18 protein-coding genes and 5 tRNA genes are annotated in these 21,857 nt (G+C 54.8%); 19 read left to right on the plus strand and 4 right to left on the minus strand.

The features are described from left to right. Positions 1 to 42: 42 nt before the first annotated feature. Positions 43 to 1,467 (minus strand): 6-phospho-beta-glucosidase, encoded by a 1,425-nt coding sequence (locus KXR87_RS12710; protein ID WP_437432611.1) that lies wholly within the window; start codon positions 1,465 to 1,467, stop codon positions 43 to 45. Between the two features lie 18 nt (positions 1,468 to 1,485). Further along, the gene (gene ascF, locus KXR87_RS12715) at positions 1,486 to 2,931 is read right to left on the minus strand and encodes a PTS cellobiose/arbutin/salicin transporter subunit IIBC (RefSeq protein WP_437432612.1); all 1,446 of its coding nucleotides are present in this window, start codon (positions 2,929 to 2,931) and stop codon (positions 1,486 to 1,488) included. A gap of 254 nt (positions 2,932 to 3,185) precedes the next feature. On the opposite strand from ascF, the gene KXR87_RS12720 reads away from it, so the two are divergent. After that, positions 3,186 to 4,196, plus strand: a complete 1,011-nt coding sequence (locus tag KXR87_RS12720) for a LacI family DNA-binding transcriptional regulator (protein ID WP_437432613.1) — start codon at positions 3,186 to 3,188, stop codon at positions 4,194 to 4,196. An 85-nt stretch (positions 4,197 to 4,281) separates the two neighbouring features. Here KXR87_RS12720 and norW read toward each other — a convergent pair whose 3' ends face one another. Then, on the minus strand, positions 4,282 to 5,430 hold the full coding sequence (gene norW, locus KXR87_RS12725) for an NADH:flavorubredoxin reductase NorW (RefSeq protein WP_437432614.1): 1,149 nt from the start codon (positions 5,428 to 5,430) through the stop codon (positions 4,282 to 4,284). Continuing rightward, positions 5,427 to 6,875 carry an anaerobic nitric oxide reductase flavorubredoxin gene (gene norV, locus KXR87_RS12730; protein ID WP_437432615.1) on the minus strand — a complete coding sequence of 483 codons (1,449 nt, stop codon included), beginning with the start codon at positions 6,873 to 6,875 and terminating at the stop codon, positions 5,427 to 5,429. Before norV ends, norW begins: the two co-directional genes overlap by 4 nt. Before the next feature lie 179 nt (positions 6,876 to 7,054). Between norV and norR the strand changes: the two genes are divergently transcribed. The 18 genes from norR to gshA all read left to right on the plus strand — a co-directional run bounded on the left by norR (position 7,055) and on the right by gshA (position 21,802). Next, positions 7,055 to 8,569 (plus strand): nitric oxide reductase transcriptional regulator NorR, encoded by a 1,515-nt coding sequence (gene norR, locus KXR87_RS12735; protein ID WP_437432616.1) that lies wholly within the window; start codon positions 7,055 to 7,057, stop codon positions 8,567 to 8,569. Between the two features lie 283 nt (positions 8,570 to 8,852). Then, positions 8,853 to 9,941: a lytic murein transglycosylase B gene (gene mltB / locus KXR87_RS12740; RefSeq protein ID WP_437432617.1), complete on the plus strand. Its 1,089-nt coding sequence runs from the start codon at positions 8,853 to 8,855 to the stop codon at positions 9,939 to 9,941. A gap of 225 nt (positions 9,942 to 10,166) precedes the next feature. After that, positions 10,167 to 10,835 (plus strand): metal ABC transporter ATP-binding protein, encoded by a 669-nt coding sequence (locus KXR87_RS12745; RefSeq protein ID WP_437432618.1) that lies wholly within the window; start codon positions 10,167 to 10,169, stop codon positions 10,833 to 10,835. Next, a complete protein-coding gene (locus KXR87_RS12750) occupies positions 10,832 to 11,698 on the plus strand; it encodes a metal ABC transporter permease (protein ID WP_437432619.1) in 867 nt (288 codons plus the stop codon). The genes KXR87_RS12745 and KXR87_RS12750 overlap by 4 nt, the downstream gene beginning before the upstream one ends. Next, positions 11,695 to 12,573, plus strand: a complete 879-nt coding sequence (locus tag KXR87_RS12755) for a metal ABC transporter substrate-binding protein (RefSeq protein ID WP_437432620.1) — start codon at positions 11,695 to 11,697, stop codon at positions 12,571 to 12,573. Before KXR87_RS12750 ends, KXR87_RS12755 begins: the two co-directional genes overlap by 4 nt. 123 nt (positions 12,574 to 12,696) lie before the next feature. Then, on the plus strand, positions 12,697 to 13,194 hold the full coding sequence (pncC, locus tag KXR87_RS12760) for a nicotinamide-nucleotide amidase (RefSeq protein WP_437432621.1): 498 nt from the start codon (positions 12,697 to 12,699) through the stop codon (positions 13,192 to 13,194). Between the two features lie 88 nt (positions 13,195 to 13,282). After that, the gene (gene recA, locus KXR87_RS12765) at positions 13,283 to 14,347 is read left to right on the plus strand and encodes a recombinase RecA (protein WP_437432622.1); all 1,065 of its coding nucleotides are present in this window, start codon (positions 13,283 to 13,285) and stop codon (positions 14,345 to 14,347) included. Between the two features lie 68 nt (positions 14,348 to 14,415). Continuing rightward, positions 14,416 to 14,916: a recombination regulator RecX gene (gene recX / locus KXR87_RS12770; RefSeq protein ID WP_437432623.1), complete on the plus strand. Its 501-nt coding sequence runs from the start codon at positions 14,416 to 14,418 to the stop codon at positions 14,914 to 14,916. A gap of 128 nt (positions 14,917 to 15,044) precedes the next feature. After that, complete coding sequence (alaS, locus tag KXR87_RS12775; RefSeq protein WP_437432624.1) at positions 15,045 to 17,672, plus strand: alanine--tRNA ligase; 2,628 nt, start codon at positions 15,045 to 15,047, stop codon at positions 17,670 to 17,672. Between the two features lie 242 nt (positions 17,673 to 17,914). After that, entirely contained in the window at positions 17,915 to 18,100 is a 186-nt protein-coding gene (gene csrA / locus KXR87_RS12780; RefSeq protein WP_002434672.1) for a carbon storage regulator CsrA, read from the plus strand. Between the two features lie 321 nt (positions 18,101 to 18,421). Then, positions 18,422 to 18,514, plus strand: a tRNA-Ser gene (locus KXR87_RS12785). Between the two features lie 4 nt (positions 18,515 to 18,518). Next, positions 18,519 to 18,595 (plus strand) — tRNA-Arg (locus KXR87_RS12790). Positions 18,596 to 18,658: 63 nt separating this feature from the next. Continuing rightward, positions 18,659 to 18,735 (plus strand) — tRNA-Arg (locus tag KXR87_RS12795). 63 nt (positions 18,736 to 18,798) lie between these two features. Beyond that, positions 18,799 to 18,875 (plus strand) — tRNA-Arg (locus tag KXR87_RS12800). A gap of 62 nt (positions 18,876 to 18,937) precedes the next feature. Continuing rightward, positions 18,938 to 19,014, plus strand: a tRNA-Arg gene (locus tag KXR87_RS12805). A gap of 171 nt (positions 19,015 to 19,185) precedes the next feature. Beyond that, entirely contained in the window at positions 19,186 to 19,752 is a 567-nt protein-coding gene (gene yqaB, locus KXR87_RS12810; RefSeq protein ID WP_437432625.1) for a fructose-1-phosphate/6-phosphogluconate phosphatase, read from the plus strand. Further along, entirely contained in the window at positions 19,749 to 20,177 is a 429-nt protein-coding gene (locus KXR87_RS12815; protein ID WP_437432626.1) for a YqaA family protein, read from the plus strand. The genes yqaB and KXR87_RS12815 overlap by 4 nt, the downstream gene beginning before the upstream one ends. An 80-nt stretch (positions 20,178 to 20,257) precedes the next feature. After that, positions 20,258 to 21,802, plus strand: a complete 1,545-nt coding sequence (gshA, locus tag KXR87_RS12820) for a glutamate--cysteine ligase (protein ID WP_437432627.1) — start codon at positions 20,258 to 20,260, stop codon at positions 21,800 to 21,802. Positions 21,803 to 21,857 lie beyond the last annotated feature (55 nt).

Here is a 21,857-nt window from a genome sequence, read left to right on the forward strand (position 1 = left end):
GCCTGCCTGCAACGTGAAGTCGCCAGGCGCTTAACGGGCACTTTACTCCAGATCGGCACCGTTGCTGGCAATCACTTTTTTATACCACCAGAAGGATTTTTTGCGCTTACGCTCGAGCGTACCCTTGCCGGCATCGTCCCGGTCAACATAGATAAAGCCGTAGCGTTTGCTCATCTCACCAGTGGATGCCGCCACAAGATCGATGCAGCCCCAGCTGGTATACCCCATCACCGGAATGCCATCTTCGATGGCATCGCCCATCGCGCGGATATGTTCACGCAGATAGCTGATGCGATAATCATCTTCAATTTCGCCTTCAGCATTGAATTCGTCTTTCGCACCCAGTCCATTTTCCACCAAAAACAAGGGCTTCTGATATCGGTCGTACATCATATTCATTGTGATGCGCAGACCGAGCGGGTCAATACCCCAGCCCCACTCGCTCACCTGAACATGCGGGTTACGCAGCGATTTCACGATATTCGCCGCCGTAGTGTTCAGCTGATTCATTTCCGCCGAGGCGCAGCGTGAGGCGTAATAGCTAAAAGAGACAAAATCGACGGTGTTTTTCAGGATCTCATCGTCGCCTGCTTCTTTGACAATACTGACCCCTTTTTCACGGAACACGCGTGCGGTGTAGGCGGGATAGGCACCGCGTGCCTGTATATCAATAAAGAACAGGTTCTCACGATCTTTTTCCAGCGCCGCCCACACATCCTCAGGCTTACAGGAGTAAGGGTAGAAGTTACCGCCTGCCAGCATACAGCCTACCTGGTTGTGCGGGTTCACTTCATGGGCAATTTTGGTCGCCAGCGCACTGGCAATCAACTCGTGGTGCGCCGCCTGGTACTTCACCTGATCCTGATTCTCCCCCTCTTCGAACACCAGCCCCGCCCCGGAAAAGGGACTGTGCAGCATGATGTTGATTTCGTTGAAGGTCAGCCAGTATTTCACCAGACCATCAAAGGCTTCAAAACAGGTGCGCGCGTAGCGGGTGAAGAACTCCACCATCTTACGGTTGCGCCAGGAACCGTATTCGGTCACCAGGTGCATCGGCACGTCGAAATGGCACAGCGTCACCAGCGGCTCGATATTGTACTTTTTGCACTCGGCAAACATATCGCGATAGAAGGCGATACCTTCCGCATTGGGCGTGACTTCATCACCATTCGGGTAGAGACGGCTCCAGGCAATGGAGGTGCGAAACACGCTAAAACCCATCTCCGCCATCAGGGCGATATCTTCTTTATAACGATGATAAAAATCGATCGCCTCGTGGCTTGGGTAATACTCATCCTCACGCAGTGCAACGCGCTTCTCCTGGCCCAGTTTGACCGGCAGGCGGTTAACCCCATGCGGGATCATATCGACGGTGGTCACTCCCTTACCGCCTTCCTGCCAGGCCCCTTCGGCCTGGTTGGCGGCAATGGCACCGCCCCATAAAAATCCTTTCGGAAAGACTGACATGCGTTACCTCGCTTGTATTCAGGCTTGTGCTTCTTGAACGGGTGCAGACCTTTTCGCCTGCGGTTTCTGCGCCTCTGCTTCGACCGGAATATCTTCAAACCCGAGAAGCAGCGTCAGAACAAAGGAGAGCACCACCGCCAGTGCCATTACGCCGAACACCCAGACGATGGTCACTGGATTGGCCGGATCGAAGAACTGAACGCTGGTAAAAAGGCCGGGCGCGGCCATGGAGTGGCTGGCAAGACCTGCGATACCGGCAATCGCACCGCAGATAAACCCGCTTATCAGACTCGCAATCAGCGGACGTTTCAGGCGCACCGCCACCCCGTAGAGGGCCGGCTCAGAGATGCCAGCAAGAATAGCAGAGGCGGCGGCAGCCAGCGCTGTCTGGCGCAGTTCCGGGTTTTTCGTTTTCCATGCCACCGCCAGGGATGAGCCGCCCAGCGACAGGTTGGCACCAATTTCAGACGGCATGACCATGCCTTCTTTGCCGGTTTCGGCAATGGTCTGAATGATAGTCGGCGTAAATACACGATGCATACCGGTCATCACCAGCAGCGGCCACAGCGCGCCCATAATGGCGACGGACAGCCAGCCAAGATAGCCGTGGATGGTATAGACCAGCGACGATATACCGCTACCGATCCAGATGCCCAACGGCCCAATCAGCACGATGGCGAGCGGGGCGGCAATCAGCACAATCAGCATGGGCTTGAGGAAGTTTTTGGTTACCGCCGGGGTAATTTTGTCGACCCAGCGCTCGATATATGACAGGCACCAGGTCATCACCAGCGCCGGAATCACGGTGTAGGTGTATTTCACTGCCGTCACTGGCACCAGCGCAAACTCAACGTGTTCGCCCTGCGCGGCTTTCGCCATCAGCTCAATAAAGCTCGGATGCACCAGCACACCGGCAATCGCAATTGCCAGCGACATATTGGTTTTGAATTTTACGGCGGCAGAGGCGGCCACCATCAGTGGCAGGAAGAAGAAGGCCCCATCGCCGATCACGGTCAGGATGGTCAGCGTTGAGGAGCCTTTGGGCAGTGCGCCGGACATTTCCAGCACCATCGCCAGCAGTTTCACCATCGAACCACCAATGATCGCCGGGATCAACGGGGACATGGTTCCGATCAGAGCATCCAGGATCCCCGCGCCAATGCGCCGTAACGTCAGTTTTTGCTTTCCAGCAGGCACGGCTGGCTGCATATCGCCCGGCAGCAGGGCTACCACTTCACGATACGCATGTGATACGGCGTTGCCGATGATCACCTGGCACTGGTTGTCGTTACGCACCACCCCCATCACCCCTGTAATGCCTTTGAGTTCGGGGCTGTCGATTTTGCTCTCATCTTTGACCACGAAACGCAGGCGCGTCATACAGTGGGTAACGGCAGCAACGTTATCCACCCCACCCAGGGCGCTGACAACGGCGTTAGCCAGTGCCGCATAGTTCTTCGACATCGGGTTATATCCTGTTTTATCAATTAGGTATGACTTCAGACCGCCATTGTGGAACGGGGTCTGAAACACTGAATAGGAAACCGGTTCCACAAAATCATGATTACTTTTTTTAAAGCAAACAAGGTCAAAATTTCATCTTGTTTAAAATTTGTGACGATGATCGCTCATTAATTTTGAGGGTTGGTTTTCGCGTTACGACATTCCAATCCGGGTGAAGTACACTGCAACGCATCATCATCAAACGGATAAGCAACATGACCACAATGCTTGAGGTGGCGAAGCGGGCTGGGGTATCGAAAGCAACGGTCTCGCGCGTGCTGTCGGGCAACGGCTACGTCAGCCAGGAGACAAAAGACCGCGTGTTTCAGGCGATTGAAGAGAGTGGATACCGCCCGAACCTGCTGGCACGCAATCTGGCGACCAAAAAGACGCAGACGCTAGGGCTGGTGGTGACCAACACGCTCTACCACGGGGTTTATTTCAGCGAGCTGCTGTTTCATGCGGCGCGGATGACTGAAGACCAGGGGCGGCAGCTGATCCTTGCTGACGGCAAACATAGCGCCGAAGAGGAGCGTGATGCTATTCAGTATTTACTCGATCTCAAATGTGACGCGATCATTATTTATCCACGCTTTTTAAGCGTTGAAGAAATGGATGCAATCGTTAAAAAACATGCGCAGCCGATAATGGTGCTGAATCGCCGTCTGCATAATAACAGCAGCCACTGTGTATGGTGCGATCAAAAAGCCTCCAGCTTTAATGCAGTGAGTAGATTAATTGAGATGGGTCATCGTGATATCGCGTTTATTACCGGTTCGCTCGATTCGCCTACCGGAATTGAACGTCTGTCAGGCTACAAAGACGCATTAACGAAAAAAAACATAAAAATTCGCAGTGAATTGATTATTGAAGGAAAATGGACACCGCAGAGTGGGGCGGCAGGAGTGGAATTGCTGCTTGGGCGCGGCGAGCATTTTACCGCACTGGTCGCCAGCAATGACGATATGGCTATTGGTGCCATCAAGAAATTACACGATAACGGCATCCTGGTTCCGGATAAGGTTTCGGTGATAGGCTTCGATGATATTGCTATTGCGCCCTATGTTGTGCCTGCCTTATCGAGCGTAAAAATACCGGTAACAGAAATGATTCAGGAAACGATTGAGCGTTTAATCTTCATGCTGGACGGAGGCGACTTTAAATTTCGTCCGCCCTTTATGGGCGAATTAATATTACGCGATTCGCTTATTACACTTTCCCGATAATACCTTCTCGTGAGCTGTCATCGTCACTTCTCTCGATGGCAGCGCCAGCCCCAGGGCGACGGCACTATCGCCCTGGGGCTGGGGGTCACTGCTGCGGCGAGGTCGTGTGCAGCGCTTTAAGCAGGGCGAAAGCGGTTTTCATATGATCTTCGCTGACGACAAACGCCCGCAGGATCTGCTGTTCATCCACCCCTTTTGCCACCATCCCCTGCGCATCGGTAGTGATGTGCCAGTTAAGATCACGACGTGCACTCTCACCAGCCAGGTGCAGCGGCAGGGCCGGGGTCTTCACCTTCACCAGCATCGCGGGCAGGTTGAGCGGCGAATTCACCCCGAGCAGATGCTTCGCGAGGAACATGGCACACAGCTGGATGGGCTGGAGGAACGGCATCAACTGGCCGTTGATCTCTGCGCAATCACCCAGCGCGTAAATGCCCGGCTGGCTGGTCTGCAGCGCGTTATCAACCACAATTCCCCGATTAACCCTGGCCCCCGCTTCGCGCGCCAGCGCGGTTTCCGGCACCAGACCGGTGGCGGCGACCACCGCATCCACGTTAACTTCCAGCCCATCCTCAAAGCGTGCCGTTATGCCTGATGGAGCCTTACGCAACGCCTCAAGACGTGCATTCAGCAATACACGAACCCCCATTTCTGAGAGGCAGTGTTGCAGGCGGCTGCTCACTTCCGGCGGCATCAGCGAGGCGAGAATGCTCGCCGCGTTATCAACCAGCGTGACGCTTTTGCCCGCCCGGCGAAAATCCATCGCCAGTTCGGTGCCAATCAACCCGCCGCCGACAATCAGCACCCGGTTTGCATCCCGAAGCTGGGTTTCACAGGCCTGATACTCCTGCTGGCTGTTGAGGGTAAACATCCGTTCGCTGCCCGCCACCGGCGGTATAAAAGTCCGCGCCCCGGTCGCCAGCACCAGCTTGTCGTACTGCCAGCTGTTGTCGGCGCTTTTCACCACTTTCGCCTGCGCGTCCACTGAGGTGATGCGGGTGTGCGGGAAGAGGCGCAGATTGAACTGCTCGGCAAACTCCCCCGCCGACTGGCGGGTGAGGTGGCCTGCCATCTGGCCCTGGCTTAACACATGGCTCAGGTCCGGTTTGTTGTAGTCGTCCATGCTGTCGTTGGCGATAAGCGTAAGCGGGACGGCGGCATCCTGTTTGCGGATGTTTTTCACCAGCTGTCGGGCGGCAAAGCCCGAGCCGATAATCGCAATGCCTGCGTTCATACGACCTCCGTCGCCAGGGCGTCAAACACCTCTTTGCCAAGAGAGCATTCCGGGCAGAGGAAGTTATCCGGGACATCACTCCACGGGGTGCCCGGTGCCACATCCTGCATCGGTTCGCCGGTAGCCGGGTCGTAAACCCACTGGCAGACGCTGCACTGCATGCAAGGGCCGAGGTCCGCAGCGGCTCTGGCAGCACAGGCGCAGGCGGACTCCTCAACCGGCGTGGCTTTTACCGGCGCAGGCAGCGGAGCGAGCGCCCATTGGCGGGCAATATCCCGGCCATGTTCGCGGCACACTTCCAGGGCGTCAAAGTCCGGGCGCCATTTGGCTTTCAGGCTCAGAGACATCTCAAAGCCTGCGTCCTGCAAACGGGTGGAGAGACGATCGACCGCGCCGCCGCTCCAGCCGTGAGAACCAAAAGCACTGGCGCGCTTGTTACGAAAGCGCAGGCCGGTCATCTCTTCCACCAGACCGGCGATTTTCGGCATCATCACATTGTTCATGGTGGAAGTGCCTACCAGCACGCCTTTGGAACGGAAGACGTTGGTCAGAATGTCGTTTTTGTCGCTGCGGGCGACATTGAAGATTTTCACTGCCACATTGGGGTCGACTTCGTTAATGCCCTGGGCGATGGCGTCCGCCATCATGCGGGTGTTGTTGGACATGGTGTCGTAGAAAATCGTGATGCGATCTTCCTGGTAATCTGCCGCCCACTTCAGGTACAGCTCGACTATCTGGGTGGGGTTATCGCGCCACACCACGCCGTGGGAGGTAGCAATCATCTCTACCGGCAGGTTGAAACCGAGGATTTCGGTGATTTTTGGCGTTACCAGACGGCTGAACGGCGTCAGGATATTGGCGTAGTAACGCTGGCACTGTTCGAACAGTTCGGCCTGATCAACTTCATCATTAAACAGACGTTCGTCGCAGTAGTGCTGACCAAAGGCGTCATTACTGAACAGCACCGCATCACCGGTCATGTAGGTCATCATACTGTCCGGCCAGTGCAGCATCGGGGTTTCAACAAAGATCAGTTGCTTGCCATTGCCGATGTCCAGCGCGTCACCGGTTTTCACGGTGTGGAAGTTCCACTCCGGGTGATGGTGGTGACCGTTGATGGAGTCGATGGCGTTGGTGGTACAGTAAATCGGGGTGTTCGGGATGTAAGACATCAGCTCCGTTAACGCCCCGGCATGATCCTCTTCCGCATGGTTAATAATGATGTAGTCGATGGCGTTCAGATCGATCTCAGCGCGCAGGTTCTGCACGAACTCGCGGCTGAATTTGTGATCGACGGTATCGATGAGGACGTTTTTCCCTTCACGGATCAAATAACTGTTGTAGCTGCTGCCGCGCAGCGTCTTGTACTCGGTGCCATGAAAGTCGCGAACTTCCCAGTCACGTTGGCCAACCCAGTGAATGTTATTTTTTACATGAATAGTCATTTTACTTACCTGTTCGGAATGAAAGAAGTTGTGTTAGCTATATCAAAAGGCGTGCCAGTTTTTATGTGACTGATAAATTTTATTTTTTATTTAAGTAACCCGACAGGGGTAGTCATAATGACTACTATTTTTATGGTCAATATGACACCATCCATTGTCAAAATGACAGTGAGGCGAAAATGAGTTTTTCAGTGGATGTGCTGGCGGGGATCGCCATTGAATTACAGAGCGGAATTGGTCATGCGGACCGGTTTCAGCGTTTAATCACCACTCTGCGGCAGGTGCTTGAGTGTGATGCCTCTGCGCTGCTGCGCTACGAATCACGTCAGTTTATTCCGCTGGCTATCGACGGGCTGGCGCAGGATGTGCTGGGGCGCCGCTTCACCCTGGAAGGCCATCCGCGGCTTGAAGCCATTGCCCGCGCCGGGGATGTGGTGCGTTTTCCGGCCGACAGCTCACTGCCCGATCCCTACGACGGGCTGATCCCCGGTCAGGAAAGCCTCAAGGTACATGCCTGCGTGGGGCTGCCGCTGTTCGCCGGACAGAGCCTGATCGGTGCGCTGACCCTGGACGGTATGGCACCGGATCAGTTCGACAGTTTCAGTGATGAAGAACTGCGCCTGATTGCCGCTCTGGCGGCCGGGGCGCTCAATAATGCGCTGCTGATTGAACAGCTTGAAAGCCAGAATATGGCACCCGGTCCGGCGGCAACCTTTGAGCAGGTGGCCCATACCGAGATGATTGGCCTGTGCGACGGTATGCTGCAGCTGAAAAAAGAGATTGAGATCGTTGCTGCCTCGGATTTAAACGTGCTGATTAGCGGGGAGACCGGCACCGGTAAAGAGCTGGTAGCGAAAGCCATTCATGAAAATTCGCCACGTGCTGCTGATGCGCTGGTCTACCTCAACTGTGCCGCGCTGCCCGAAAGCGTGGCGGAAAGCGAGCTTTTTGGGCACGTGAAAGGGGCGTTTACCGGGGCCATCAGCCACCGCAGCGGTAAATTTGAAATGGCCGACAAGGGCACGCTGTTTCTTGATGAGATTGGTGAGCTGTCGCTGGCACTCCAGGCCAAGCTGCTGCGCGTACTGCAGTATGGCGACATCCAGCGCGTGGGTGACGATCGCAGCCTGCGGGTGGACGTGCGTGTACTGGCGGCCACCAACCGCGACCTGCGCGAAGAGGTGCTGGCAGGGCGGTTTCGTGCCGATCTCTTCCACCGCCTGAGCGTGTTCCCGCTGATTGTGCCGCCGCTTCGCGAGCGGAGGGAAGATGTGGTGCTGCTGGCGGGCTACTTCTGCGAGCAGGTGCGGCTGCGTCTGGGGCTGGGACGCGTGGTGCTCAGCCCGCGGGCGCGGGCGCAGCTGCTGGATTATCGCTGGCCGGGCAACGTGCGTGAGCTTGAGCATGCGATACACCGCGCGATTGTGCTGGCGCGCGCCACCCGTAGCAGTGATGAGGTGGTGCTGGATATTCACCATTTCGCCTTCAGTGAGGAGCCGGAACTGGTAACGACGACGGTGAAAGCTCTGCCGGAAACACCCAACCTGCGCGAAGCCACCGAGGCGTTTCAGCGTCGCATCATCAGCCAGGCGCTGGAGCAGCATCAGCATAACTGGGCGGCAAGTGCACGTGCGCTGGATATTGACGTTGCCAACCTGCACCGGCTGGCGAAGCGTCTGGGGCTGAAAGGGTAGATAATGACCGCCCGATTTTTGTCCCCGGCCCGTTTGCCGCCAGCGCCAGCAGGGTGACGCCGCGCCTGTCCTGGATGCCCCCTGGCGTGCTGTAGCCGCACGAATAAAATGATGGGCTTTTATCGGCGCGGTTGTCGTGCATTAACCTTGCACTGAATTGTTGAGATGAAGAAGGGTGCGCTTTTCAGATAAGAGAATAAGAGAACGATGGTGCTTCCTTGTGGAAGGCCGCATGCTTTACCATAATTCCTCCTGGTCGATTGTCTTGTTAAATGGATGTCTCATGTTTAAGCGTCGTTACGCAGCCCTTCTCCCTGCGCTGGTGCTCCTTGCCGCCTGCACCAGCAAACCTCAGAAAACAGAAGCACCGGCCTCATCGCCGACAGCAGGCGCCCCCTCCGGCGGATTCCTGCTTAAACCGCAGCATAATGTCACCGTGATGGGGGGCGATTTCGCCAATAACCCCGCCGCTGAAAAATTTATTGATGCGATGGTGAGCAAGCACGGGTTTGATCGTCAGCAACTGCACGAAATTCTTTCTCAGGCCAGGCGCCTGAACTATGTGCTGGACCTTATGGATCGTCAGGCACCGACTACCGCCGGGCCGACCGGACCTAACGGCGCCTGGCTGCGCTATCGCAGCAAATTTATCACCCCGGACAATGTGCAAAACGGTGTGGCGTTCTGGAATCAGTATGAAGACGCGCTCAATCGCGCCTGGATGGTCTACGGCGTGCCGCCGGAAATCATTGTCGGCATTATTGGTGTGGAAACCCGCTGGGGCCGCGTGATGGGCAAAACCCGTATCCTTGACGGGCTGGCGACCCTGGCCTTTAGCTACCCGCGCCGTGCCGACTATTTTGCGGGTGAGCTGGAGACCTTCCTGCTAATGGCGCGCGATGAGAGCGACGATCCGCTGGAACTGACCGGCTCATTCGCTGGTGCGATGGGCTATGGTCAGTTTATGCCGTCGTCCTACAAAGAGTATGCGGTGGACTTCAACGGGGACGGGCATATTGATCTGTGGGATCCGGTTGATGCCATTGGCAGCGTGGCCAATTATTTCAAAGAGCATGGATGGGTGAAAGGCGATCCGGTCGCGGTACTGGCAAACGGTCAGGCGCCAGGACTGGAGAACGGTTTTAAAACTAAGTACAGCGTCCCGCAGCTGATGGCCGCCGGATTAACGCCGCAGCAGCCGCTGGGTAATCATCAACAGGCCAGCCTGCTGCGTCTGGATATCGGAAGCGGTTACGAATACTGGTTTGGTTTACCAAACTTCTACACCATCACCCGTTACAACCACAGCACACACTACGCAATGGCGGTCTGGCAGCTTGGCCAGGCGGTCTCACTGGCGCGTATCCGCTAATTCTGTTCCCCTCCTGCGGGAGGGGACAGAAACATTTCGACGCACTCCTGCAACAAAGTTCCGTTTACTTCCTCCCGCTCACTGGTTATTGTTATGTTATAACATAAAGTAAACATTGAAGACGAAGATGACGCTTTTTTCCTGTTCGGCGTGGGTACGCCTCGGTCTTGCCACACTACTGCTGTTGGCGCTCTGGCTTTTAACCGCCTGGTCGGTGGCGCTGCCATGATTGAGCTTGATCATGTCGTCGCGGGCTACGGTGGCCAGGCTGTAACCCCTTCGCTGTGTGGTGTCGTAGAGCGCGGCAGTATGACGGCGATTGTCGGCGCAAACGGGTGTGGAAAATCCACGTTACTGAAGACGCTGGCAGGTCTGCTTGTTCCGGTGAGCGGTGCGCTGCGCTGGCCCGAGTCACGTCCGGTCATCGGCTGGCTGGCTCAGCGGCAAAGCCTGGATCCCCATTTTCCTGTCACCGTACAGGATGTGGTGAGCATGGGAAGCTGGCCGCGCGTGTCGCTGTTCCGCGGGCTGAGTTCGAAAGAGCGTAAACAGGTTCCGGAGGCGCTGGAGCGCGTCGGAATACGGGCTTTAGCAGGCCATACCATTGACACCCTTTCCGGCGGGCAGTTTCAGCGCATGCTCTTCGCCAGGATGTGGCTGCAACAGGCGCCGCTGGTGATGCTGGATGAACCTTTTACCGGGGTCGATGAAGCCACAAGCCAGGTGCTGATGGAACAAATTGTGGACATGCATCAGCACGGTCAGACCATTCTCGCCGTCCTGCATGACAGCGAGCGTGTCTCCCGCTATTTCCCGCAGACGTTGCGTCTTGACGGTGCCAGCGCCAGGTGGGGCGCAACGCCCCTGCCAATGCAGAAGGAGGGCCAGTCATGATATGGCATCTCTTTTTCCAGCCGTTTATTGAGTTCGGCTTTATGCGACGCGCGCTGATGGTCTGTCTGGCGTTGTCCATCAGTACCACGGCACTGGGGGTTTTTCTGCAATTGCGGCGCATGAGCCTGATGGGGGATGCCCTGTCGCACGCCATTTTACCGGGTGTGGCTGCAGGTTTTCTGCTTAACGGTATGTCGCTACTGGCGATGAGCCTGGGCGGGTTTATCGCAGGGATTGTGGTGGCGCTGGTGGCAGGCATGATCAGCCGTCGCACGCCGCTTAAGGAAGACGCCAGCTTCGCCGGGCTCTATCTCGCATCGCTGGCTCTGGGGGTAACCCTGGTCTCCCTGCGAGGCTCCAGCGTTGATTTACTTCATCTGTTGTTTGGCTCGGTGCTGGCAGTCGACCGCGATGCTGCGCGTTTTGTAGCGGGCGTTGCCACGCTGACGTTGCTAAGCCTGGCGCTGTGCTATCGCGGCTTTGTCAGTGAGGCGTTCGACAGCCGTTTTTTAGACATTAATGCGCCACGCCTGGCCGCCCGTTTTCACAGTCTCTTTCTGGCACTGCTGGTGCTGAACCTTGTCGCCGGGTTTCAGGTGCTGGGCACGTTAATGGCCGTGGGGGTGATGATTTTACCGGCCGTGGCGGCACGCTGCTGGGCGAGGACTTTGCCGGGACTGCTGCTGTTTGCAGGTCTTACCGGTGCAGTATGCGCCTGGCTGGGACTGAGTCTCTCCTGGGGGGCGGGGCTACCGGCGGGGCCGTCGATTGTGCTGACGGCGAGCGCCATTTTTATCTTTTCAATTTTATTCGGCGCACGCAGCAGTCTGCGTGCACAAACATCAGACAAGGGGACAGGATGAAAAAAACAGGGGTGGTGCTGGCGTTGGCGTTGGGGCTGATGACGCAAGGGGCAATGGCGAAAACGTTAAATGTTGTCGCCAGTTTTTCGGTTCTGGGCGATATCGCAGCGAAAACCGGTGGCGATCACGTCAATGTCACCACGCTCGTGGGACCTGACGGCGATCCCCATACTTTTGAGCCCACTGCCAGAGACAGTGCGCTGTTGAACAACGCGGATGTGGTTGTCGTCAATGGGCTGGGGCTGGAGGGCTGGCTCGACAGACTGGTCAAAGCCTCAGGATTTAAAGGGAGTGTTGTGGTGGCCTCCGAGGGGGTAAAAACCCATACGCTGGAAGAAGATGGCCAAACTGTGACCGATCCACATGCCTGGAATGATGCCGCCAATGGCGCACTGTATGCACAAAATATTCTGGCGGCGCTGGTGAAAGCCGACCCGCAGGACCAGGCGGCGCTGAAGGCAACGGGTGAAGGCTATATCAAACAACTTCACTCGCTTGACAGCTGGGCGAAAACCCAGTTTAACGGCATCCCGCAGGAAAAACGAAAAGTGCTCACCAGCCATGACGCCTTCGGCTATTTTGGTCGCGCGTACGGGGTGACCTTCCTCGCACCGCAAGGGCTCTCTTCAGAAAGTGAAGCCAGCGCGCAGCAGGTTGCCGGACTCATTAAGCAGATTAAAGCGGACGGCGTGCACACCTGGTTTATGGAAAACCAGCTTGATCCACGCCTGGTTAAACAGATAGCCACCGCCACCGGGGCGCAGCCAGGCGGCGAGCTTTACCCGGAAGCACTGAGCAAGAAAGGCGGGGTGGCAGAGACCTACACTCAGGCATTTCGCCATAATGTTGAAACCATTGCCAACAGCATGAAATAACTAGTGAAAGCCAGCGTACGCTGGCTTTTTTCTGAAGCCCCCTCGTAAATTCATCACCTCGCCCCCACCTTTGTCGTGAAAGTGCTATCTTTCTGCCACGGTGTTGGCACGACAGGAGTCATCATGACTGACAGTGAATTAATGCATTTAAGCGAGCGAGTGGGCCTGGCGTTAAAAGCGCGTGGCGCAACGATGACCACCGCTGAGTCCTGTACGGGCGGCTGGATAGCGAAGGTGATAACGGATATTGCAGGCAGTTCTGCCTGGTTTGAACGCGGGTTTGTTACCTACAGCAACGAAGCCAAATCCCAGATGATCGGCGTCAAGCCGGAAACGCTGGCCGCACACGGAGCCGTCAGTGAACCGGTAGTGGTGGAGATGGCAATTGGTGCGCTGAAGGCGGCGAGAGCCGACTATGCTATCTCTGTCAGTGGTATCGCCGGGCCAGAGGGCGGCAGTGAGGAAAAGCCGGTCGGGACGGTGTGGTTCGGCTTTGCCGGGGTGAACGGACAGGGGATTACCCGCCGCGAATGCTTTGAGGGAGACCGTGAAGCGGTGCGCCGTCAGGCCACGATTTATGCGCTCAATACGCTCTGGCAACATTTTCTACAAAACACTTGATACTGTATGACCATACAGTATAATTGCGGCATCAGATCAGAAATTCATGGCGAAGCATAGCGCTTCACCTTGCATGACAGGAGTAATAATGGCTATCGACGAAAACAAACAGAAAGCACTTGCGGCAGCGCTGGGTCAGATCGAAAAGCAATTCGGTAAAGGCTCCATCATGCGTCTGGGTGAAGACCGTTCTATGGACGTGGAAACCATCTCCACGGGTTCACTTTCCCTTGACATCGCGCTGGGTGCAGGCGGTCTGCCAATGGGCCGTGTCGTCGAAATTTACGGGCCGGAATCGTCCGGTAAAACTACGCTGACCCTTCAGGTTATCGCTTCCGCGCAGCGTGAAGGGAAAACTTGTGCGTTTATCGATGCAGAGCACGCGCTGGACCCTGTCTATGCACGTAAGCTGGGCGTTGATATTGATAACCTGCTCTGTTCTCAGCCGGATACCGGTGAGCAGGCGCTGGAAATCTGTGACGCGCTGGCACGCTCAGGCGCAGTTGACGTTATCGTCGTCGACTCCGTGGCGGCGCTGACGCCGAAAGCGGAAATCGAAGGTGAAATCGGTGACTCTCACATGGGCCTTGCGGCACGTATGATGAGCCAGGCGATGCGTAAGCTGGCGGGTAACCTGAAGCAGTCCAACACGCTGCTGATCTTCATCAACCAGATCCGTATGAAAATTGGCGTAATGTTCGGTAACCCGGAAACCACCACCGGTGGTAATGCGCTGAAGTTCTACGCGTCTGTTCGTCTCGACATCCGCCGCATTGGTGCGGTGAAAGAGGGCGATAACGTCGTGGGGAGTGAAACCCGCGTTAAAGTGGTGAAGAACAAAATCGCAGCGCCGTTCAAACAGGCTGAATTCCAGATCCTTTACGGTGAAGGTATTAACTTCTACGGTGAGCTGGTTGATCTCGGCGTGAAAGAGAAGCTGATTGAGAAAGCCGGTGCCTGGTACAGCTATAACGGCGATAAAATCGGTCAGGGTAAAGCGAACGCGACTAACTGGCTGAAAGAGAACCCGGCAACGGCAAAAGAAATCGAGAAGAAAGTACGTGAGATCCTGCTCAGCAATCCGAGCGATAAACCGGACTTTTCTGTCGACGATAACGGTGACGACGTCGAAGAAACCAACGAAGATTTCTGATAATCTGAATGACAATCAAGGGCTGCTGATGCAGCCCTTTTTGCTTTTAACGTCCCGGGGATTTAGCTATGTCTGAAAACGCACCCCGTCGCTCCGATTATGCCCGTGTGCTCGATCGCGCCTTGCGCATCCTGGCAATGCGCGACCATAGTGAAGCGGAGCTGCGGCGAAAACTTACGGCGCCGGTAGTCAGTAAGAATGGCCTGGAAAAAGTAGATGTAAGCCAGGAAGATATCGACAAGGTTGTCGAGTGGTGCAGCGAAAACCGCTATCTCGACGATGAACGTTTTGCCCGGCAGTTTATTGCCAGCCGGAGCCGCAAAGGATATGGCCCTGCCCGCATCCGCCAGGAGCTGGGGCAGAAGGGGCTGTCACGGGACATCGGAGAAAGCGCGATGCGCGACTGCGATATCGACTGGAGCGAACGGGCCCGGGAGCAGGCGCTGCGCAAATTTGGTGAGCCTTTACCGACCGAGTTTGCCAGCAAAGTAAAAGTGCAACGCTTTTTACTCTACCGCGGCTATTTACTGGAAGATATTCAGGAAATCTGGCGAAATTTTGCCGATTGAGCGCATACGGGATTTTACTTCGTAGTAAAGAAAACTTATCTTATTCCCACTTTTCCAGTAGCGGGTTGCTGTCTGACAAAAGGCAGTGGCCCGGTACGACATTTCGCTAGCTTGATTCCAGGATAATTATGAGCAAGAGCACCGCTGAGATCCGTCAGGCGTTTCTCGACTTTTTCCATAGCAAGGGCCACCAGGTAGTTGCCAGCAGCTCCCTTGTGCCGAATAACGACCCTACTTTACTGTTTACCAACGCCGGGATGAACCAGTTCAAGGATGTTTTCCTTGGCCTCGATAAGCGTAATTATTCCCGCGCGACTACAGCACAGCGTTGCGTCCGTGCGGGCGGTAAACATAATGACCTGGAAAACGTCGGTTACACTGCGCGCCACCATACTTTCTTCGAAATGCTGGGTAACTTCAGCTTCGGCGACTATTTCAAACATGATGCCATTCAGTACGCGTGGGAGCTGTTAACTGGTGAAAACTGGTTCAATCTGCCAAAAGAGCGTCTGTGGGTTACCGTGTACGAAACCGATGATGAAGCCTACGACATCTGGGAAAAAGAGGTCGGTATTCCTCGCGAGCGTATTATCCGCATCGGCGACAACAAAGGTGCGCCGTACGCCTCTGATAACTTCTGGCAGATGGGTGACACGGGTCCGTGCGGGCCATGTACTGAGATCTTTTTTGACCACGGCGACCATATCTGGGGTGGCCCTCCGGGAAGCCCGGAAGAAGACGGCGATCGCTACATTGAGATCTGGAACATCGTTTTCATGCAGTTCAATCGCCAGGCGGACGGTACTATGGAACCGCTGCCGAAGCCATCTGTTGATACCGGAATGGGCCTTGAGCGAATTGCTGCCGTGCTACAGCACGTGAACTCTAACTACGAAATCGATCTCTTCAGCAAACTGATTAAATCCGTTGCCGAGGTGACTGGCGCAACCGACCTTGGTAACAAGTCCCTGCGCGTCATTGCTGACCATATCCGCTCTTGTGCCTTCCTGATCGCCGATGGCGTGATTCCTTCCAACGAAAACCGTGGCTACGTGCTGCGCCGCATTATCCGTCGTGCTATTCGTCACGGGAATATGCTGGGCGCGAAAGACACGTTCTTCTTCAAACTGGTAGGACCGCTGCTGGAAGTGATGGGCTCGGCAGGCGAAGAGCTCAAGCGTCAGCAGGCGCAGGTTGAACAGGTTCTGAAAACCGAAGAAGAGCAGTTTGCGCGTACGCTGGAGCGTGGTCTGGCTCTGCTGGACGAGGAGCTGTCGAAGCTGAAAGGCGACACTCTGGACGGCGAAACCGCATTCCGCCTGTACGATACCTATGGCTTCCCGGTCGATTTGACCGCCGACGTGTGCCGTGAGCGCAATATCAAAGTGGACGAAGCGGGCTTTGAAGCCGCGATGGAAGAGCAGCGTCGTCGTGCGCGTGAGTCCAGCGGTTTTGGTGCCGACTACAACACAATGATCCGCGTTGAGGGCAGCTCAGAATTTAAAGGTTACGATCATCTGGAACTGAACGGGAAAGTCACGGCACTGTTTGTGGACGGTAAAGCTGTTGACGTCGTGAGCGCGGGTCAGGATGCGGTTGTCGTCCTGAATGAGACCCCGTTCTATGCTGAATCTGGCGGTCAGGTTGGCGATAAGGGTGAACTGAAAGGGAATGGTTTTGCCTTTACCGTCAGTGATACCCAGAAATATGGCCAGGCGATTGGTCATATCGGCAGCGTTGCTACCGGCTCGCTGAAAGTTGGCGACGGTGTGAAAGCGGAAGTTGACGAAGCACGTCGTCTGCGCATTCGCCTGAACCACTCCGCCACTCACCTGATGCATGCCGCACTGCGTGATGTGCTCGGTACGCATGTAGCGCAGAAAGGCTCACTGGTAAATGACAAAGCGCTGCGCTTTGACTTCTCCCATTTTGAAGCCATGAAACCGTCAGAGATCCGTGCGGTAGAAGATATGGTCAATGCGCAAATTCGCCGCAATCTGCCCATCGAAACCAACATCATGGATATTGATGCCGCGAAGGCGTCCGGTGCGATGGCGCTGTTTGGTGAGAAATACGATGAACGCGTGCGTGTACTGCGCATGGGCGATTTCTCTACCGAATTATGTGGGGGCACGCATGCCTCGCGTACCGGTGATATCGGCCTGTTCCGCATTGTGTCTGAATCAGGTACCGCAGCGGGTGTACGCCGTATTGAAGCTGTAACGGGCGAGGGTGCTATCGCCGCGCTGCATGCACAGAGCGATCAGCTGCAGGATATCGCGCAACTGCTGAAAGGCGACAGCGCGAACCTGGGCGATAAAGTACGTTCGGCGCTCGAACGTTCGCGTCAGCTTGAAAAAGAGCTGCAACAGTTAAAAGAACAACAGGCTGCTCAGGAAAGCGCAAGCTTGTCTGGCAAGGCTGAAGAGATCAACGGCGTCAAATTGCTTGTCAGCGAACTGACGGGCGTTGAGCCGAAGATGCTGCGCACGATGGTCGACGACCTGAAGAACCAGTTAGGTTCTGCGGTTATCGTCCTGGCTACGGTAGCAGAGGGTAAGGTTTCTCTGATTGCGGGTGTGTCTAAGGATGTGACCGACCGCGTGAAAGCAGGGGAACTGGTTGGAATGATCGCCCAGCAAGTGGGTGGTAAAGGTGGTGGACGTCCTGACATGGCGCAAGCCGGTGGCACTGACGTTGCAGCCCTTCCGGCTGCTCTTGCCAGCGTGAAAAGCTGGGTAGACGCGAAGCTGTAATAATTACAAAGCGAATGCAGTCGCCATAGCCTTGCGGTTATGGCGTTCTTGCCACTACGCTATTGAAAACGATAAAGTCAGGTTGAAGTTGTGTATATCGGCTAAACTTACATCTAACAGAATGTAATGCCGTGACTGCTTACACTTTACGTGTTTGTCATCGCTTACTTTTTGGCGTTATATGATGGAGAATGCCGGGATACAGAGAGACCCGACTCTTTTAATCTTTCAAGGAGCAAAGAATGCTGATTCTGACTCGTCGAGTTGGTGAGACCCTCATGATTGGGGATGAGGTCACGGTGACTGTTTTAGGGGTTAAGGGTAACCAGGTACGCATTGGCGTTAATGCCCCTAAAGAGGTGTCTGTGCACCGTGAAGAGATCTACCAGCGTATCCAGGCTGAAAAATCGCAACAATCCAGTTTTTGATTTTACCGCGTCTCGCCGCCCGGCGAGACGCAACACTCTGCCAGTACTTCCTTTGCTTGATGCTATTTTGCTTGCTCTCCTCGCTGAATCTTCTGCTTTACGACACTTTTCTTTGCCTCTTATGAACTGACCTCATCGCTTAAAATGTGCTGATAAAACATCCTTTTTGCGCTTTTAACCGACGAATTGTCTGCGAAGTGTGCAAACGATTCAGGTGCAGGAAAAATTGTTTGACTTATAAGTCCCAGAAAGTAATATGTGCGCCACGCAGCGACGATGAGCAGAAACAAGTTCTTCGAAGCACTCGTAAGAGGCGCGTGTGGTGAGGTGGCCGAGAGGCTGAAGGCGCTCCCCTGCTAAGGGAGTATGCGGTCAAAAGCTGCATCCGGGGTTCGAATCCCCGCCTCACCGCCATTTTGCATCCGTAGCTCAGCTGGATAGAGTACTCGGCTACGAACCGAGCGGTCGGAGGTTCGAATCCTCCCGGATGCACCATCTTTTATCTGCTGTTGTTTTAGTAATGACATCAGGTATCAGCAGTAAAGCAGTAATCCCGATGCATCCGTAGCTCAGCTGGATAGAGTACTCGGCTACGAACCGAGCGGTCGGAGGTTCGAATCCTCCCGGATGCACCATCTTTTATCTGCTGTTGTTTTAGTAATAACATCAGGTATCAGCAGTAAAGCAGTAATCCCGATGCATCCGTAGCTCAGCTGGATAGAGTACTCGGCTACGAACCGAGCGGTCGGAGGTTCGAATCCTCCCGGATGCACCATCTTTAATCTGATGTGGCGTAGTAATAACATCAGGTATCAGCAGTAAAGCAGTAATCCCAATGCATCCGTAGCTCAGCTGGATAGAGTACTCGGCTACGAACCGAGCGGTCGGAGGTTCGAATCCTCCCGGATGCACCATCTCCCCGGTTGCACTTTTTTCCCACCCCCCCCATTCATTCTTTCATGCACCTGCCTTGCAGTGAGCAACATGTTTTCTCAAAGCATCCCTGCTTCATCATTTCGTTAACAGCGACAAAAATCCTTGTTTACGATAAAGTAACGTTCCGTTATCCGGTTTGTGAGAACACGATGTACCAACGTTATGATGGCCTGATTTTCGATATGGATGGCACCATCCTGGATACCGAACCGACGCACCGTAAAGCCTGGCATGAAGTTCTGGGCCATTATGGTCTGCGTTACGATTTACAGGCGATGGTGGCATTAAACGGCTCGCCCACATGGCGTATTGCGCAATCTGTTATTGAATTCAATCATGCCGATCTCGATCCTTACGCCCTCGCGCGTGAAAAAACCGATGCGGTCAAAGCGATGCTGCTCGACACCGTACGCCCTTTGCCGCTGATAGAGGTTGTGAAGGAGTGGCATGGCCGTCGTCCGCTGGGCGTAGGAACCGGTAGTGAAACGGCGATTGCAGAAGCGCTGCTGGCGCACCTGGGTCTGCGTCACTATTTCGACACCGTCGTTGCCGCAGACGATGTAAAAAATCACAAACCTGCCCCGGACACCTTTTTGCTGTGCGCTGAACGTATGGGTGTCGCCCCTGACCGTTGTGTTGTCTTTGAAGATGCGGACTTTGGACTGCAGGCTGCGCGTGCAGCGGGTATGGACGCGGTGGATGTACGCTTATTGTGAGTGAGCTGTTGTCACTCTTGTCATTGTTCGCCAGTAGTTTCCTCAGCGCCACGTTATTACCTGGCAACTCTGAGGTCGTCCTGGTGGCAATGCTGCTATCTGGAATCAGTCAGCCCTGGCTACTTGTGTTAATAGCAACAATGGGTAATAGCCTTGGAGGGCTGACAAACGTTATTCTTGGGCGTTTCTTTCCATTGCGTGAAAAATCACGCTGGCAGGAAAAAGCAACAGGTTGGCTAAGACGCTATGGTGCAGCCACACTGTTACTGAGCTGGATGCCTGTTTTAGGCGATTTGCTGTGCCTGCTGGCGGGGTGGATGCGCCTCTCCTGGGGGCCAGTAGTACTTTTTTTATGCCTTGGAAAGGCGATACGCTATGTGCTTCTGGCCATCGTAACGCTACAGGGTATGACGTGGTGGCACTAATTGGACTGAGTGAGTGACCTTTAATCGTCAACCATTACAATTATGCTTAATAAAATGATTATTACAGGCGGGAGGTCAATTTGATCCCGGACGTATCGCAGGCATTGTCCTGGCTGGAAAAAAATCCTCAGGCTCTGAAGGGGATTCAACGTGGTCTTGAGCGTGAGACGCTTCGCGTCAATGCGGATGGCACCCTTGCAACAACCGGTCATCCATCCGCGCTGGGTTCCGCGTTGACCCATAAATGGATCACTACCGACTTTGCGGAAGCATTGTTGGAATTTATCACGCCTGTTGATGGTGATATCAGGCATATGCTGACCATCATGCGCGATGTTCACCGTTATACCGCGCGTGAAATTGGCGACGAGCGTATGTGGCCGCTCAGCATGCCGTGCTACATCGAGAACGGCCAGAATATTGAACTGGCACAATATGGCAGCTCGAACATTGGTCGCCTGAAAACACTGTACCGTGAGGGGCTGAAAAACCGTTACGGTGCGTTAATGCAGACCATTTCAGGGGTACATTATAACTTTTCGCTGCCCCTGGCATTCTGGCAGGCGAAATGCGGTGACACCGACAAAGATTCCGTATCGGCAGGCTACTTCCGTCTTATTCGTAACTACTACCGTTTTGGTTGGGTAATCCCGTACCTCTTCGGTGCATCTCCGGCAATCTGCCCCTCTTTCCTGCAGGGCAAGCCGACGACCCTGCCATTCGAGAAAACGCCAGGCGGGATGTACTATCTGCCTTACGCCACCTCATTGCGTTTGAGCGATCTTGGCTATACCAATAAATCGCAAAGTAATCTTGGCATCACCTTTAATAATCTGGATGACTACGTGGCGGCGCTTAAGCGTGCCATTAAAACCCCTTCCGGGGAGTACGCGAAGCTCGGTCTGGAGAAAGACGGCAAATATCTGCAAATCAACACCAACATCCTGCAGATTGAAAACGAACTTTACGCCCCGATTCGTCCAAAACGCGTAACCCGTAGTGGTGAAACGCCTTCTGAAGCGTTGCAGCGCGGCGGGATTGAATACATCGAAGTACGCTCACTGGATATCAACCCGTTCACGCCAATTGGCGTGGATGAGCAACAGGTTCGCTTCCTGGATCTCTTCATGGTCTGGTGTGTACTGGCCGATGCGCCTGAGATGAGCAGTGATGAATTACTCTGCACCCGTAAAAACTGGAACCGCGTGATCCTGGAAGGACGCAAACCAGGTCTGACACTGGGGATAGGGTGTGAAGCCGATCAGTTCCCGCTTCAGCAGGTCGGTAAAGATCTGTTTAGCGATCTGAAACGGGTTGCGCAGATCCTTGATGGACTTGACGGTGATCATCACTACGAGAATGTTTGTGATGCGCTGGTGGCAAGCTTTGACGATCCGGAACTGACATTCTCGGCGCGTATTCTGCGTTCTATGATTGATCAAGGTATCGGCGGTACGGGCAAAGCCCTGGCGGATGAATATCGTTCGATGCTGCGTGAAGAGCCGCTGGAGATTTTGCGCGAGGACGATTTCCGCAACGAGTGTGAAGCATCCTGGTCCCGACAGAAAGAGGTTGAGGCAGCGGATACGGAGCCATTCGAGGCACTGCTGGCAAGACACGCCTGACAGAAAAGAAAAAGGCCACATTACTGTGGCCAAAATATTCATCTCTAAATCAGGG

Origin of the sequence: Yokenella regensburgei, from assembly GCF_051486985.1 — a bacterium.
Classification (GTDB): Bacteria; Pseudomonadota; Gammaproteobacteria; order Enterobacterales; family Enterobacteriaceae; genus CBFFRJ01.